At 42.5% G+C, this 16,032-nt stretch carries 16 protein-coding genes; 12 read left to right on the top strand and 4 right to left on the bottom strand.

The annotated features are described in order from the left end of the window. Window positions 1-70: 70 nt before the first annotated feature. Window positions 71-1,441 (bottom strand): gluconeogenesis factor YvcK family protein, encoded by a 1,371-nt coding sequence (locus ACN222_RS11490; RefSeq protein WP_010996455.1) that lies wholly within the window; start codon window positions 1,439-1,441, stop codon window positions 71-73. 171 nt (window positions 1,442-1,612) lie between these two features. Here ACN222_RS11490 and ruvC point away from each other — a divergent pair, with 171 nt between their 5' ends. Continuing rightward, window positions 1,613-2,104 carry a crossover junction endodeoxyribonuclease RuvC gene (gene ruvC, locus ACN222_RS11485; protein WP_010996454.1) on the top strand — a complete coding sequence of 164 codons (492 nt, stop codon included), beginning with the start codon at window positions 1,613-1,615 and terminating at the stop codon, window positions 2,102-2,104. 29 nt (window positions 2,105-2,133) lie between these two features. On the opposite strand, the gene ACN222_RS11480 is transcribed toward ruvC, so the two are convergent. From ACN222_RS11480 to ACN222_RS11470, 3 genes are all read right to left on the bottom strand, one after another. After that, complete coding sequence (locus ACN222_RS11480; RefSeq protein ID WP_010996453.1) at window positions 2,134-3,414, bottom strand: capsular polysaccharide biosynthesis protein; 1,281 nt, start codon at window positions 3,412-3,414, stop codon at window positions 2,134-2,136. Window positions 3,415-3,479: 65 nt separating this feature from the next. Beyond that, a complete protein-coding gene (locus ACN222_RS11475) occupies window positions 3,480-4,877 on the bottom strand; it encodes a GumC family protein (RefSeq protein WP_010996452.1) in 1,398 nt (465 codons plus the stop codon). Then, window positions 4,874-5,902: a polysaccharide biosynthesis/export family protein gene (locus ACN222_RS11470; protein ID WP_010996451.1), complete on the bottom strand. Its 1,029-nt coding sequence runs from the start codon at window positions 5,900-5,902 to the stop codon at window positions 4,874-4,876. Before ACN222_RS11470 ends, ACN222_RS11475 begins: the two co-directional genes overlap by 4 nt. Window positions 5,903-6,253: 351 nt before the next feature. Between ACN222_RS11470 and ACN222_RS11465 the strand changes: the two genes are divergently transcribed. From ACN222_RS11465 to ACN222_RS11415, 11 genes are all read left to right on the top strand, one after another. Further along, complete coding sequence (locus ACN222_RS11465; RefSeq protein ID WP_010996450.1) at window positions 6,254-7,351, top strand: polysaccharide pyruvyl transferase family protein; 1,098 nt, start codon at window positions 6,254-6,256, stop codon at window positions 7,349-7,351. Window positions 7,352-7,425: 74 nt separating this feature from the next. Then, complete coding sequence (locus ACN222_RS11460; protein ID WP_010996449.1) at window positions 7,426-8,604, top strand: glycosyltransferase; 1,179 nt, start codon at window positions 7,426-7,428, stop codon at window positions 8,602-8,604. Next, window positions 8,601-9,587, top strand: a complete 987-nt coding sequence (locus ACN222_RS11455) for a glycosyltransferase family 4 protein (RefSeq protein ID WP_010996448.1) — start codon at window positions 8,601-8,603, stop codon at window positions 9,585-9,587. The genes ACN222_RS11460 and ACN222_RS11455 overlap by 4 nt, the downstream gene beginning before the upstream one ends. Then, window positions 9,584-10,861, top strand: coding sequence for a lipopolysaccharide biosynthesis protein (locus tag ACN222_RS11450; protein WP_010996447.1), 1,278 nt, complete (start codon window positions 9,584-9,586; stop codon window positions 10,859-10,861). Before ACN222_RS11455 ends, ACN222_RS11450 begins: the two co-directional genes overlap by 4 nt. Further along, the gene (locus ACN222_RS11445) at window positions 10,858-11,847 is read left to right on the top strand and encodes a glycosyltransferase family 2 protein (protein WP_010996446.1); all 990 of its coding nucleotides are present in this window, start codon (window positions 10,858-10,860) and stop codon (window positions 11,845-11,847) included. Before ACN222_RS11450 ends, ACN222_RS11445 begins: the two co-directional genes overlap by 4 nt. Window positions 11,848-11,932: 85 nt before the next feature. Then, the gene (locus tag ACN222_RS11440; protein WP_010996445.1) at window positions 11,933-12,964 is read left to right on the top strand and encodes a glycosyltransferase family 2 protein; all 1,032 of its coding nucleotides are present in this window, start codon (window positions 11,933-11,935) and stop codon (window positions 12,962-12,964) included. Window positions 12,965-13,037: 73 nt separating this feature from the next. Next, window positions 13,038-13,493, top strand: a complete 456-nt coding sequence (gene pssD, locus ACN222_RS11435; RefSeq protein ID WP_096637141.1) for a PssD/Cps14F family polysaccharide biosynthesis glycosyltransferase — start codon at window positions 13,038-13,040, stop codon at window positions 13,491-13,493. Beyond that, complete coding sequence (locus ACN222_RS11430; RefSeq protein WP_010996443.1) at window positions 13,490-13,999, top strand: glycosyltransferase; 510 nt, start codon at window positions 13,490-13,492, stop codon at window positions 13,997-13,999. The genes pssD and ACN222_RS11430 overlap by 4 nt, the downstream gene beginning before the upstream one ends. Continuing rightward, complete coding sequence (locus ACN222_RS11425; protein WP_010996442.1) at window positions 13,996-14,997, top strand: sugar transferase; 1,002 nt, start codon at window positions 13,996-13,998, stop codon at window positions 14,995-14,997. Before ACN222_RS11430 ends, ACN222_RS11425 begins: the two co-directional genes overlap by 4 nt. Next, window positions 14,998-15,495 carry an ATP-binding protein gene (locus ACN222_RS11420; protein ID WP_010996441.1) on the top strand — a complete coding sequence of 166 codons (498 nt, stop codon included), beginning with the start codon at window positions 14,998-15,000 and terminating at the stop codon, window positions 15,493-15,495. A gap of 134 nt (window positions 15,496-15,629) precedes the next feature. Further along, a complete protein-coding gene (locus ACN222_RS11415; RefSeq protein WP_010996440.1) occupies window positions 15,630-15,959 on the top strand; it encodes an STAS domain-containing protein in 330 nt (109 codons plus the stop codon). The last annotated feature ends 73 nt before the right edge of the window (window positions 15,960-16,032 follow it).

Here is a 16,032-nt window from a genome sequence, read left to right as displayed (position 1 = left end):
TAGACAAAGTACATCAGTGCAATCATCTACCCTGGGCAGTTACACCATCTCCTACAGTTAGTGATTCTCTTCACTTTCCATGATGCGCTCCACCATACCACTTCAATAGGACTTTAGCTAACTTTTGGGGATTGTGACGCACGAATCCTGTCTTATCCTCGTACAAAACGTTAGCTAAAACAATTCTTCTCCCTAGTTGAGATACAGCTTCTCTGTCTAAGAAAACAGGATGGGAATCTTGTTGAGCATAACGGATGAGTGACTGGGCTGAGGGGGATTTTTTATGTACCAGAACAGCATCAAACAGCTGTCTTTCTCCACAAGCTGCATCAATGGCGCGAATGTGGTCAGCAACAGTATATCCTTGAGTTTCCCCTGGTTGGGTCATCACATTGCAGACATAAATCCGGGGGGCTTGGGATTGAGCGATCGCATCAGCAATATCTGATACTAATAAGTTAGGAATTAAACTGGTATAGAGGCTACCGGGGCCAATAATAATATAGTCGGCTTCTTTGATGGCCTTAATAGCAGCTGGCAAAGCCGGAGGATTAGCCGGAATGCAACCAATCTTGACAATTTTACCGCCAGCCTTGGGAATGCTAGACTCGCCCTCAATGCGGCGACCATCGGCTAATTCTGCCCAAAGGCGAACATCGCTGAGAGTAGCAGGCAAAACTTGTCCTCTCACAGCTAAGACTTTAGAACTAGCAGCCACCGCCCGTTCCAAGTCACCAGTGATATCACTCATCGCGGTTAAGAACAAATTGCCAAAACTGTGACCAGTCAAGCCATCTCCAGCCCGAAAACGATATTGAAATAACTCAGTTAATAACTTTTCTTCATCTGCTAAGGCTGCTAAACAGTTACGAATATCTCCCGGTGGTAAAACACCGAATTCTTGACGTAACCGCCCAGAAGAGCCACCATCATCAGCGACTGTGACAATAGCCGTAATATTAGCACTATAGGTTTTTAACCCTCTCAGCAAAGTAGATAGTCCCGTACCACCGCCAATGACTACTATTTTCGGCCCTCTGTACAAGCGTCGATGGGCTAACAGTACATCAATAAGTTCTTCTTCCGCACCTGGTCTTAAAACCTGAGTAATCGAGCCGACAGTGCGCGTTTGTCCCCAAAGCAACAATAACAAACCACCTAAAATCACCAAAGGGCCACTGATATAGTTGGGTAAAATGTTAGCGACAGCTCCCAAGAAACCCCTGACTAACTCCAACAGCCAAAAAATGGGAGTCAGCTTCACCCAAATAGCTAACCCTAGAATCGCTAGCAGGACACCCCCAACACTGATTAGCAACCAACGTTTTATCGATAATCCAGGGGACAACCATTTGAACCACTGGTTCACCCGATGGGAAGTTCGACTGCGCGACTGCTGTTGCAATGCGTTGAGGGCTTGTCTGAGAAAACCGATTGACATACCTGATTCGGAGCCGTGGTACAAAGAATAACTAACAGAAAATGCACACTAAATGGTTTTAACACCAAGTATGAAATTATGAAACCTTTTTTTAGTTCCACTTAAACTAAAAGCAAGTCATCAAGGCTGCCAGTATGTCCATCAAACCATAACTTGGTAAAAGATAATTTAATGGAAAAGCGAATTTTAGGATTAGACCCAGGACTGGCAATTTTAGGATTTGGGGCAATTACTTGTACACCAGGCTTAACCCAACTACAAAGTACAAAAGTCAATGTCTTGGACTTTGGAGTCATCAAAACCTCAGCAGATATAGAGATTGGGCAACGCTTGTGTACTTTGTTCGATGATTTGCACACCGTGATTGATCAATTACAACCTGATGTAGTCGCAATTGAAAAACTGTTCTTCTATCGTATGTCAAGTACAATTGTTGTGGCACAAGCTAGAGGTGTAGTGATGTTAGCCTTAGCACAGCACCATTTGCCTTATGTCGAATTTACACCAGCACAGATTAAGCTAGCTTTAACGGGATATGGCAACGCTGATAAATCTGAAGTGCAAGAGGCGGTAGCACGAGAGTTGGATTTAGCAGAAATTCCTCGGCCAGATGATGCTGCTGATGCCTTGGCTGTAGCTTTGACAGCTTGGTATCAAATGTGATTTTTTCCCAAACTCAGCCAGAATTTAGATTATTCTTGACAACCGATACCCATTACCAATAGTCCAGGCCAATATAAATATACTAGTATTTCCAAATTTTCACCAAAGGTATAAAGGAAAAGAATCATCACCACACTCAAGCCTACTTTTGCAGTTGGGCATCTGCTATCCATTGACTTGATTAATAAATAGACGAAGCTTAAACCCATTGGTAGAGCAATTGCTATAAACCCTACAACTCCTTTAACAAACAATACACCAGCCCATGTATGATGTGAACCGATGGGCATATATTCCACAATGTGGGGGCCATCTTCAACTACCCCATGTCCCCAAATAGGGGCTCCTGTTTGCCAGCGATGTACCGCAATTCGCTTGAGTGCCATACGTACTCTTGTAGAACCTGCTCGTGCAGCTTTGAATCCTTCCCAAAAATTATTAAAAGCGAGAATTATTGATGGGGAGAAAATACCCCCCAGGTAGCTGAAAAATCCCAACCCAATCAAGATTCGTGGTCGATTTAAACCAGAGAGAACTTTTGTTAGCAAGGGAATAATGATTATACAAACCTGAGCTAATCGAGACTTACAAACAAAGCACATCAAGACTGAGCCGATTAATCCAAAGGTGCGCCATTTTTTATCTTTTTCTTGCAGCGCCAGCATAAAGTAAACATTACCCACAAAACCTAATGCAGGCCCCCAAGGTGTAAATAGTCGCCAGCGTAAGTCTCCTGTACTACCGTCTATTTCGTAAAGAGGTACATCAAAAAATTCATTGCCAGGCCCCCCTACTGCTCTGAGTGGCGAAACGTAGAGAATTTGGGGTAAATGCAGATAAGGTGTTAATAGTAAAAAAGGGGTAATGATGAGGGTATGAAAACCGACAATGCAAACAGCCCGATAAATTATTTGCGGCCGGATTTTCAAGCACCCGGCTAAGGGATAGAGAGCCAATGCCGCCCAACCTTTAGCCCAACCAATGGAAGATTTAATTATTAGACTCGTAGGCAAATTGAAATCTAAATGTCCCGCAATTAAAGCTACTTGCATGAAGAACATTCCCACAATCCAAACCCAAATAATCCAGGAAATAGTAATTTTTTCCTCCGGTGGTGTGTCTTTGGTTTGAGCCAAAATTTTAATTATTAAAAATAGTAATAGCACCCAACCCATAACGGAGCCAACAACATATAGTCCACCGAAGACCCAAATATAATAGGTATTAGCGATCGCCCACCAAACAACTTTCTCTGGTACATTCTCTGGCTGGATATCGTCATTTTTGCTTGGTTTAAATAGCTTTAACATTCATCCCTTCCAAAAATCCCTAATAACTATTCAAAATTGTTCACACTAGCGCTAATTACGAATTATCAAGATAACCACTTAGATAACTTTTCTATCCAAGGTTTACGAATCCACACCAAGCACAAGCCAAGGGTGGAAAAGATAGAACCAGCCGCAGAGCCAGCTAAAATAAAGCTTTTTTTGGGTGCAGTGGGTTGATCGGGAAGATTAGGTTCCACCAACATCTGTACTAAAGGATAGGCTGCAAAAATATCTCCTTGTCCCAAATCTAATTTGGTCAGGGTAGAGGCAAACATAGCTTCTGCAATCTGCACATCCCGCTTTAGGTTTTCTAACTTAGATTGGCGCTGAGAGAGAATTTCTAAACGTTTTTCTAAACGCTGAATTTCTGAATCTAAAGTTTTTACCTGAGACTGGAGTCCTTTTTGATCAGATTGGTAGGTAACTAAATTCTGAAATAAAGTATCTCGACCAGAGCCATTCACCGCTAAGGCTAAACGGTTCAATATAGTTGTAGTCATAGGTTTTTCTAAGAGAATTTGACTACGTTCCAGTAGAGCTGCTAAAGCAGCTTCTTGCCTAATTCTTTCCTTTACCACCTGGGGATGGTTAGGGCCATATTTAGTCATTAAAATTTCTAGAGTTGTGGTTGCTTCACTGTAGTCTTTGAGATTCTGTTGAAAAATTTGGTCTACACGCAGCAAAAAAGCATCTGCGGCTTCTTGGGGGGACAATCCTATATTTTTAGCTAGCTGCTGTAATTTTTGGTTGGTAGCGTTTTCTTGCGCTTTGGCTTCGGCTCGTTGCCGTCGCAACTGCTCAATGTTAGATGATAAGTTGCCTATTTGATCGGGAAAACTTAGACCCGAACGTAATTTGTATTCCGAAAGGTGTTTCTGCGCTCGTTCTAGTTTTTGTTGAGATGAAAGTAAGGTTTTCTGTGTAGGGTCTTTACGTTGATTGATTTCTCCAGTTCGTAAAACAGTAATTTGATGCACCATAGCCTGATATAGAGCTAGGGATTTATTCTGTGCTTCCTTAGGACTTTTGCCTGTGACTTCAAACTGCATGATTGTGCTGTTATCTAACAGTTTGATCCGGGGTTTACTAAATTGTTCTTCTGGTATTTTGGCGATCGCTGCGGCTTTCTTTAAAACTGCCTCGCTGGTAAAAATATATTCATAGTTTGCCCTAGCATCATAAGTAGAACTACCAATAGCAGAGCTACTAGAAGATGTTGCCTGACCAATTCCTGGTAGGTTGACGTTAACACCAAAACTAGCACCAGAAAGGATTAGGGCGAACTCACTGGTATAGGTCGGTTTGGTAACTTTTAAATATTGAATTGAAGTTCCCCAGATGAGAGCGTTCCCGGCGACACTGAGAAACGCATAACGTAGCCAACGGCCTGTCAGCAGATTTTTTAACTTGACTATTGGCACAATCAAAAGTTGTCTAGTCATTTGAATAAATCTCGCAAAATTGGAATGGGAGATAAGATGGTTTGGATCACATCCCGGAATTGCACAACTCTTGAGTCATAGCAGGCTACACTATCATTTGCCTTTAAGAAGGGGTTGTTGGTATCGTCAGTAGAACGCATCAAAATATCGTCAACACGACGCTCTAAATAAGAAGTTTTCCCGGTTAACTGGTCTGTAGTCACCAAAATAGCCTTTCTGCCAGCATTGGTTCCTCGTGTTCCACCTGCACAGTTAGCTCCAACCACCGCATGGGAAAAACGAGCGCCGTAATGAAATGAGGTGGCATCACGACTAATAGAAGAAGCACCGTTGCCCGTAGCTGGTACAGTCAAATTGGAGAGAAAAACCTTGACCCCTGTAGGCGTAATTTGCGAGGGACGCACGAGGTCATTATTCATTTTGCCTGAATCGGGAACGATGATGCGATCGCCGGCAATTAGTGGCACATCTTCAAAAGGTTCACCTGTTAATATCCCCGATAAATCAATAGTGCGCGTCTCTCCATTGCGAATTAACTGCACATTTTTAATATCGGCTGTGGGTGTAACTCCACCAGCATCACGAATGGCGGCGGCTAAATAACGATTGGGGGGGTATTGTCCAGTTACAGGTACAGGTGCCTGGGTTTTTTCTCCTGGGGAAAGTTCATTGATCATTACCCTTCCCGGTAAGAATGTTGACCCACTGACAAACACCACAATCGGCGACCACTGCACCACATTCACGCTGACCTGCAAAAAAGAAGGCTGAAAAAAGCCTCGCTCAATCAAAGCCGTTTTCAAGTTCATCTGTACTTCCCCAGGTTCTAAACCAGCTACAAGCAAAGGCGGTAGATAGGGGATTTCCAGGTTTCCTTCTAAATTCACCTCAAAAATCCCGCTAAACTCCTGTCCTTCGGGAATACTCACTTTCAGGCGATCGCCTGGAGATAGAGGCAAAGCTAAACACGGTGTAGATAGACTCAAGCTGACAAGAATTGTGGTGACAATTAAAGGTTTGGACATGGTAAGACCCAGTATTTTCTATTTCTATGTAATAAATAAGTTATTTTATGACAGTAGATTACGGTAATAAGCATAAGTAAATATTTTGGTACCAATATATACTTTATTCTCTTAAAGATTTTAGAATCAGAATAATTTTATTTATCAACTGAATAGATACTTATGGTAGTTATATCTCAATCTTTTTTCTAAGTAATAACATTGAGAAAATTTTACATACAAGATTACTTTTATGTAATTACACTACGTATTTTATATTGCAAAATTAATCAATAACTAGACTTTTTTATACTGATATAGCCAATAACATGAGAAGAGAGTAATAGAGATTCATCACTCTGTTAATCAAACATGGGACTCACCGTTGGTTTAGTAAATACTTATTCGACTTTAAATATTGGTGATGCGGCAATTTATAGCGCTTTAGCTGCCTTAGCATCCGGGGCGGAAGTTGTAGCCAAATTTTCAGATACAACACCGGAGTATATCCCAGGATTGCAGATTCTGTCGGATCTGGGGCGTTGTGATGCCTATATTAGCGTAGGTGGCGATATTTTCAATAATGCCCGTGAAGGCTTGATTACCAAAACTTTCATTCGGAACTTGTTGGAGTTAAGGCGATCGCCTAAGCAAACATTCCTCTTTGGACAATCAATTCCGCGATCATGTCACGGCTTGAGTTTTCAGGCTCTAGCTTGTTCTCTCCGAAAGTTGTCTGCTGTCTGCGTCCGCGATGTGGAAAGTCACAAACGTCTAACACAAGCGGGAATCAACGCCATTCTTTCCTTTGATGCTGCTTTTAGCCTTTCTGTCAGTTCCCAGGCGCAAACGCAAGCAAAGCAGATATTCCAAACTCTAGAAATCATGCCAGAGAGGGCAGCCTTAATCTCACTGCGCGCTTTTGACTCGATGTATAGCCATGATAATCAACAATTTCAACGTCAATTAGTTAATCTGTGTTGTAGACTCTGGGAACGTCAATATCAACCTGTATTAGTGATTCAGTCCCAAGCTTACGGTGCAGATAACGATTTAGCTGTAGCAGAGGAAATTTCTGGGCAAGTACCACAACTGAAAATATTCAATCCCTTTACAGTGAGTAGCAACCTGGCTAAATGGGAATTAGTGATGGGTGCGTTGAGTATTTCTCCTGTGATTGTCGCCATCCGTTATCACACAGCCGTCTTAGCCCTAGCTAGTGGGCGAGTTCCTTTTAATCTTTACTACTCCAACAAAGGCCGAGACTTAAGCGAAAGACTGGGAATCCCTGGGTGCAGTCTCGAACAGTTTGATGTGGATGCTCATATAGATGCGATCGCCCATACCTCTGAGCAGACATTTGACCATGTAGCCATTCGGACTCAAGTGCAGAAAGACTTTAATGAGTGCTTTCAAAAGATAGAAACAAGCTTCTTGGCGTTGCCAGGATTTAGGGGTGTGAAGGTGTAAGCGAAAGAAAGATTTCTCCAAACCCCTATCCCCTCACACCCCTACACCCCTATCCCCCCACACCCCTAAATAATATGAATCACCCACGTCTAGCTTTAGTTAGCAACTTTCGAGACGAAGCCTCTCCCAGTATGCTAGTTTGCGGAGACCGTCTTTATGATCATCTCAGTGCAGAGCATCCCGATTTAGAAACTACCCGTATCCAACCAGACTATACTTATCGATTGCGGCAGTTGCCTCGACTGGGGAAAATGGGCTTTGCTAGGGAAACGGACAAAATGTTAAACCGTTTTTGGGATTATCCCCGACATCTCAAATCCCAAATTTCTCAGTTTGATCTTTTCCACATCTGTGATCAAAGTTATGCCTCACTGGTGAATATATTACCCCCAGAACGCACAGGGGTATTTTGCCACGATTTAGATGTGTTTCGCTCCATCTTGCAACCAGATAAATATCCCCGCTCCATCCGCTATAACACCATACAGCGCTACGCCTTGAATGGTTTTTGCAAGGCGGCAGTGATATTTTACACAACCCAATCTGTGCGAGAGGAAATTCTTCACTATCAACTGATCAGCCCCGATAAGCTAGTCCAAGTTCCTCTAGGAATTGCCCGTGAATTTTCTCCTCACGAGAGCAATGCAAATATGGCTGCCATTATTCAGGAAAAAATAGGCGATCGCCCTTTCTTGTTGAATATCAGCGTCAATCTCCAACGTAAACGCCTTGATGTTTTACTAGAAACCTACGCCCGTCTACGCCATCACCACCCAGATTTACTGTTGGTTAGGGTCGGCGCAGAATGGGAACCTGATATGCAGGCACGAATAGATCGCTTGGGGATTCGTGATGGTATCCGATTATTCCCACGCTTAGAACAGAAAGATTTGGCAGAATTTTATCGGCGGGCAGCAGTAGTATTAATGACCAGCGAAGCCGAAGGCTTTGGAATGCCTTTGATTGAAGCCTTAGCCTGTGGCAGCATCATTGTTGTAAGTGATATTCCTGTGCTGCGGGAAGTAGGAGGTAATGCAGCAGTTTACTGTCCAGTGGGTAAACCGGATATTTGGGCTAACACCATTAGCGATTTGCTCAATTACCCAGAAGCCACACCAGACCTATCAATACGCTTCCAGCAAGTGAAAAAGTATACTTGGTCAGCCCACGCCGAAACCATTGCCCAAGCCTACCAAGAACGTATTCTGTCTCAAAGTACCAGTCAACAACCACTACAGGTATTTGCCTCATGAAAGTGCTGCATATCCTTGGTTCTCAAGGCATGGGGTGGACAGGCGGGATTCGCGCTACTCTAGCCAGCTTGACGCAGACACGGTTGTCATCTTGGGTAGAGTTTCAATTGGTGACTCAAGACCAAGCAAAAGATACTTTAAAAAGTTGGCAGCCTGATTTATTGGTGTTACATCGTGCCTCGTCTTGGAAGGGTATTCCAGATTTATTAACCTGGAAGGCGAAAGCCCGAATATTGATAGAACATCACTACAGTGCAGGGTTTGAACAGCATCAAGTCCCCTCTACTTGGCGATTTCGCGCTATGTTACGCCTGAACTATCGGCTAATGGATCGGGTTGTATCCATCTCCGAAGGACAACAGCATTGGCTGGAGTCTGCGCGATTAGTTCCACCGGAAAAGATGCGCTTGATTCGCTCTAGTCGAAATATAGATCCATTTTTGCAAGTATCAGAAAAGGCTGACTCGGACGAACTATTTACCTTGGCAGCTTATGGACGGTTCACCCATCAAAAAGGATTCGATCGCTTGATTGAGGCGGTACAGTTATTACCTATTGGTTCTGTACAGTTACTTTTAGGAGGACAGGGACCAGACGAGCGATCGCTGAAAACTTTGGCTCACAATCATCCTCATATTCACTTTCTGGGAAAAATTGATGATGTCCCAGGGTTTTTAAGCCGTTGTGACGCGGTTGTGGTTCCTTCCCGATGGGAACCTTGGGGTAATGTTTGTTTAGAGGCTCGCGCGGCTGCTAGACCTGTTTTGGTGAGTGATGTTGATGGTCTGACTGAACAGGCAAAGAATTGTGGGATTCAGTTTCAGCCAGAGAATTGTCGGATGTTGGCGGATGGAATTGTGCAAATGATTCAAGCCTCCCCGGAACAACGAAAATCCTGGGGACAGCAAGGCAGATTCAGCGCTGCAAAAGCCTGGGATGATTATGTGGATGCTTGGGAACAGGTCTTGAGGGAGTTCAAATGAACCGAATACAAACTCTACAGAAACGCCTGTTTCAAGACCGCTTTATCCGGAATATTGGCTGGATGGGGGCGGCGGAATTAGTTATCCGCGTGTTTAGGCTCATTACTACCGTCATTCTGGCGCGGTTTCTCAGCGCTGAGGATTATGGGCTTGCAGCCATTGTCTTAATGACTTACGAATTTATCCGCGTTTTTACCCGCAATGGGATTGCTGACAAAATAGTCCAGGCGGATGCTTCCGAGGTAGAAGAGTTATGCCGCACTGCTTACGGGTTGAATTGGTTGATTGCTGGTGTTTTATTTATTGCTCAATGTCTAGCATCGTTGGCGATCGCCCAATTCTATAACAATTCCCAACTCATTCTCCCGATTTGTCTCATCGCCATTACTTACTTAATCTATCCTCTGGCGATGGTGCAAACGGCATTAATCAGAAGGGAAAATCGCCTGAATATATTGGCCTTAATTACTTCCGTGCAAGTATCCACCGATAACATTTTGACGGCAATTTTGGCTTTATCGGGAATGGGAATGTGGGCGATCGTTTTACCTAAGTTTTTGGTCGCACCCATCTGGATTATTCTCACATTCAAATATCATCCTTGGCGAATGACTAAATCTTTGACTTTCGCTGGAGGTGGAAAAATTACCTCTTTTGCTTCCCGTGTTCTGGGAATTGAGTTACTTACCATCTTTCGGGAAAACATAGATTATCTCTTAATTGGACGGTTTCTCAGTGTCCAGGCTTTAGGGGTATATTATTTTGCTTTTAATGCCGGATTAGGACTGAGCTTGAGTGTAATAAATGCTATCAGAGTATCGTTGTTCTCTGACCTGTGTGACCTCAATTCTCAGGCAACGTTATTTACCCAACGCTATATGCAGAGCCTACGCAAAATAGCCTTGATGATTGTGCCATTAGTCATATTCCAATCTAGTTTAGCCCCCTTCTATGTTCCTTTAATATTTGGTCATAAATGGGTGGAACGAGGAGCCGTCCCGATTTTAATTCTGATTTGTTGTTCGGCTTTATCCCGTCCCTTTGCTGATGCTGCGTCTTTGATGTTCCGCGCCTTTGGTCAACCGCAAATCGAATTGCGCTGGAATCTAGTATTTACTATGTGTTTGGCTATAGCAATTTCCCTGGGAACCCAGTGGGGTATTTTAGGCGCGGCGATCGCAGTCACAGCAACTCACCTCATTTTGCAGCCTCTATATACTATTTGGGCAACTCGGCAAGTCCTACCTAAATTCTTACAGGAGGTGAAGGGATGACCCACGCAAGCATATTGATATCGGTGATTATTCCCGCTTACAATGCTGCTAAATTTTTGCCGGATGCGATCGCCTCTGTAGAAAAGCAAACTTTCACCGATTGGGAATTACTGATAATTAATGATGGTTCTACGGATGACACAATTGAAGTTGTCAGAGAACATCAAAAAACGAGCGATTGCATCTATCTAATTAATCAGACCAATCAGGGAGTTTCTGCTGCTCGTAATCAGGGTGTCGCTCATAGCCAAGGTCAAATCATCGCCTTTCTAGATGCCGATGATCAATGGCTACCTGACAAACTCAGTCAGCACTGGCAACATTTTCAGTCTAATTCTCGCTTAGGAGTCAGCTTTGCTCAAGTAGAAATATTAGATCAGGCTGGTGAACCAACTGGACAAGTATCCACTTCTCGTTTAAACGACTTAAAACCAGAATATTTCCTTTCAGAAAACCCGACAACTACCACTTCTAACTGGGTGATTCGTAAAGAAGTTTTTACCCAAGTGGGGGGCTTCTGTTTGGACATGAGCTATTCCGAAGATTTGGAATGGCTACTCAGGGTGAGTTCTACCACAGATTGGCAAATCCAGGGAATCAACCAAGTGTTGACGCGCTATCGCACAAGTTCTAGTGGGCTTTCTTCTAACTTGTACTATATGGAAGCTGGTTGGAAGCAACTTGTCAACAGGGCGAGAATTTATGCACCTCAATTGGTACATAATCATTTTGCTTTAGCTCAGGCTGTGCATCTACGTTATTTAGCTCGGCGGGCTTTTCGTTTGAAGTTACCAGCACGGGTAGGGGTGGATTTTATTACCCGTGCTTTAATTTCCGATTGGCGGTTATTGTTTCACCAACCACAGCGTACTTTTTTCACTTTGCTGGCTGTGTTTGGGGCGTTGGTGATGGAGAGGGTTTTTGGACTTAATACACACAGAGGCAGTACCGCTAAGGCAGAACCCTTTCGCGGCAGTATCCCTTAGGGAAGGGGAGCAAGGGGGAAAGATTTTCCAAACTGAATAATACGCATTACGTAGATGCAAGCCTTTGCAGAGGTTATTACGAATTATGAATTTGTCTGTAATTATTCCCGTTTACAATTCTGAAAGTTCGGTGGCTGAGACATTGCGGTCTGTGCTGGCGCAAACATATCGAGACTTGGAAATTATCATTGTTGATGATGGTTCTACAGATAAGAGTATTGATATCTGCAAGCAATTCCAGGATGAGCGCATCAGGATTATTCATCAACAGAATCGCGGCTTGGCTGGGGCGAGAAATACAGGTATTCGTCAGGCGCGAGGGGAATATTTAGCCTTTGTTGATAGTGATGATCTTTGGCTACCGGAGAAATTAGCCAAACATTTAGAGCATTTTGAGCGATCGCCAGAAGTTGGGGTGAGTTTTTCTCGTTCTAGTCTGATTGATGACCAAGGTAAGCCTCTGGGTATTTATCAAATGCCCAAGTTAACGGACATTACACCAGAATATTTGTTCTGTCGCAATCCCATCAGTAACGGCTCCTCAGTGGTGATTCGTCGGGCTGTTTTGGACACTATCAAGTTTCAAGAGAACCTTTACGGGGAAGTAGAAGACTTTTACTTTGATGACAGTTTTCGTCAATCGGAAGACATTGAATGCTGGCTGCGAATTGCTCTCCAAACTACCTGGAAAATAGAGGGGATACCCGAAGCCCTCACCCTCTACCGTGTCAACATGGGAGGTTTATCAGCCAATGTTCTCAAACAATATGAATCTTGGGAACGGATTTTAGTCAAAACCCAAGCCTATAACCCTGAGTTTATCGAGCGATGGGGCAATAGAGCTAAAGCCTATCAACTACGATATTTAGCTCGTCGGGCGACAAGAGGGCGATCGCCTGCAATGGCAGTTAATCTACTACACCAAGCAGTGAAACTCCATTGGCGAATTCTTATAGAAGAACCCCATCGCACCTTCATCTCTTTTGTTGCAGCCTATTTACTCTGGATTCTACCACAATTTGCATACCAACCCTTAGAGAGATTAGTAATGCAAATAACTGGAAATAGCCAGGAAAAACGCATTCAAAAAGAACAAATTCTTAAGCCATCAATCTGAAAGATAAAAGCTATAGGTACAAATCACCAATTACCAACCTAAATAAATAAATCCAAAAACCAAAACAGAATCTATGAAAGTATTATTAATTTGCTCCTCCGGTGGACATTTTAAAGGACTCCAGCAATTGCAACCTTTTTGGGAAAATCACGAACGAGTCTGGGTAACTTTTAAAACTGCAACCACACAAGCCGCTTTAACTGAAGAAAAAGTGTATTGGGCTTATAGTCCCACCAATCGCAATTTACCTAATTTGTTCAGAAATTTGCTTCTAGCCTTTCAAGTAATTAGCAAAACCAAACCAGATTTAATCTTGTCTACTGGTGCTGGTGTCGCTGTCCCTTTTCTCATTCTTGGCAAATTATTTGGTAGTCAGACAGTGTTTGTCGAATCTGTGACGCGGATTACTACTTTGAGTTTATCCGCTAGGTTAGTTTTACCTTTTCTCAGCGTTTTATATGTGCAGTGGCCGCAACTGCAAACCCTTTATCCTCAAGCCGAATTAATCGTTCCTCAAGAAAGTTTATGATTTTGGTCACAGTTGGTACGGAACAATATCCTTTTAATCGCCTCATGTCTTGGATTGAGGTATTACTACAGACGGAATTAATTCAAGAAGAAATTATCGTACAGTATGGTAACTCGACAATTTTGCCTGCTGGGGCTAGGGTTTACCGTTTCCTCAAAGAAGAGAAATTTCAGGAGTTAATTCATCAAGCGCGAATTGTGATTGCTCATTGTGGTGAAGGAACTTTACTACTGTTGGATTCTCTGGATAAGCCTTATATTTTGGTTTCTCGCTCTCAGCAATATCAGGAACACGTTGATGATCATCAAGTAGAACTTGGTTTAGCTTTATCACAGATTAATGTTCCTGTTGCTTGGTCGCCTGGTGATTTAGTGCGATTTATTCAAGCTCCCAGACAAGTCTCAGTTGCCGATGTTTCCCATGCTTCGGCGATCGCTCTTTGTCGAAGTCTAGAACGCCGTTTTGCTCAACCCCTCAAAGAATTATCAGTAGGTATATCCAAATGATTAGCCCTCATACCAAAACCCCAATTTCTCTAGTTATAACTCGGATTCATGGCACTTTATTAGTGCAGTTACCGCCAAGATTAACGGTAATTGAAGCTATATCTTTCCGCGAGTATTTTCAAAGTTGGATAGAAGACTCTAGCTTGACTAAGATTATCTTAGATTTTGGTCAAACCACAATTATTGATAGTAGTGGTGTGGGGTCATTAATTAGTAATCATAAATCAGCACAAGCAAAAAAGATTGAATTAATCTTTTGGAGTATTCATCCTCAAGTTAAATTGGCTTTTTCTCTTGTCGGTTTGGAGCAGATATTGAACATCGAAGCCAATACAGATGCAATTGTCCCGACAGCAACACGCAAAATTGAGCAGCGTCCACCCTTAACCCATCCATCGGTGCGATCGCCTATGAAACGTGCGATCGACATTGTGGGGGCTGTCATCGGCTTGAGTGTTACCGCCGTGCTGTTTGTGCCGATAGCGATCGCTATTAAACTCGATAGTCCTGGTCCTGTATTATTTAGCCAAACTCGTTGCGGTTGGATGGGACGACGGTTTCGCATCTGGAAGTTCCGCTCGATGGTGACAAATGCAGAAGCACTCAAAGATACTATTCCTAATCAAGCTTCTGGTGCTTTCTTTAAAAATGACAAAGACCCACGAATTACCCGTGTTGGTCGCTTCTTACGTAAAACTAGCTTAGATGAATTTCCCCAATTTTGGAATATTCTCACAGGAGATATGAGTTTGGTCGGGACTCGTCCACCAACTCCCAATGAATTAGAACATTATGAAGTAGCAAATTGGCAAAGACTGGATGTCAAGCCTGGACTTAGTGGTGAGTGGCAAGTCAATGGCCGTTCAAAGATTCGTAATTTTGAGGATGTCATTCAGTTAGATTTGCGTTATCAAAATAATTGGAGTTTAGTTTACGATCTCAAATTAATTTTAAAAACAATCATAGTTGTTTTTAAAAAGGATTCAGGGGCAGTCTAAATGTCACCGCACACAGATTCACAAACCCACCATTCTACTCTACAAGTTGCCAGCGACTGGGACGCAGTCGCAACAGTTGTAGAATGGTTTGAAAAATTCAACTGTAAACAGCTACCATATCAAATCTGGATAGAAGGTCAAACTGCATTAATTGAGGGCTTTACAAATGCAGTCCGTCATGCTCATAAACACTTAAATCCACAAACTCCTGTTGAGTTAGCGGTGACACTTGATCCCCAATATTTCCAGATTTGTATTTGGGATCAAGGCGATATTTTTAATTTTGAAGCAGCGTTAGAAAAGCTTAGTGAGAAAACTAACGATCAGGCATTTAATCCTTTAGATCATGAAGCTCATTGGGGTTGTATATTTTTCCTCAAACTTAGGAGAGACTATGCTTGGACAGTTAGTTATAATCGTGAATTAGCAGGTAGAAACTGCTTATTTCTCAAGAAAAATCTAGTACCTAAAGTTGAACTACCAAATGCAAGAGACTGAAGAATTAAACTGCGTGAGTATTATTTATATGGAGTTGCTGATTCACCATACTGATTAAGTAACTGTATCACTAAATTCATCAACTTGGGATTTCATGTTACTTATCTGTACAAATTCTATTTATCGGGAGACATATGTATTCCAATGTAAACACCAAGATTATTCAACCTAGTGGTTTTTTTGATGGTAAAAAAGGCAGACAAATTCATGAAGAAATCAGCAAAACTATTACATCAGATGTCACAACTATTTTGATTGATTTTCAATTTGTTACTTTTATGGATAGCTCTGGATTTGGCACTCTACTATTGACTTTAAAAACAGTCCGACAGAAAAAAGCTAGGTTGGCACTCTGTTCAATCAACGAACAAATTAAGATGATTCTTGAACTGAGCGATACATCAAAAGTTTTTGAAGTATTTCCTGATCAAGCAGCTTTTATGCAAACAGTTACACAGTATTAAATCCGCTTTCAGTCAAGAGTTATATTACTCAAAAGTTCCCAAATACAATGAGATACCCTATTACTGAATCTAA

The sequence above is a fragment of the Anabaena sp. FACHB-595 genome (assembly GCF_048568275.1).
GTDB lineage: Bacteria > Cyanobacteriota > Cyanobacteriia > Cyanobacteriales > Nostocaceae > Trichormus.
This window is presented reverse-complemented; position numbering and strand designations above follow the sequence as displayed.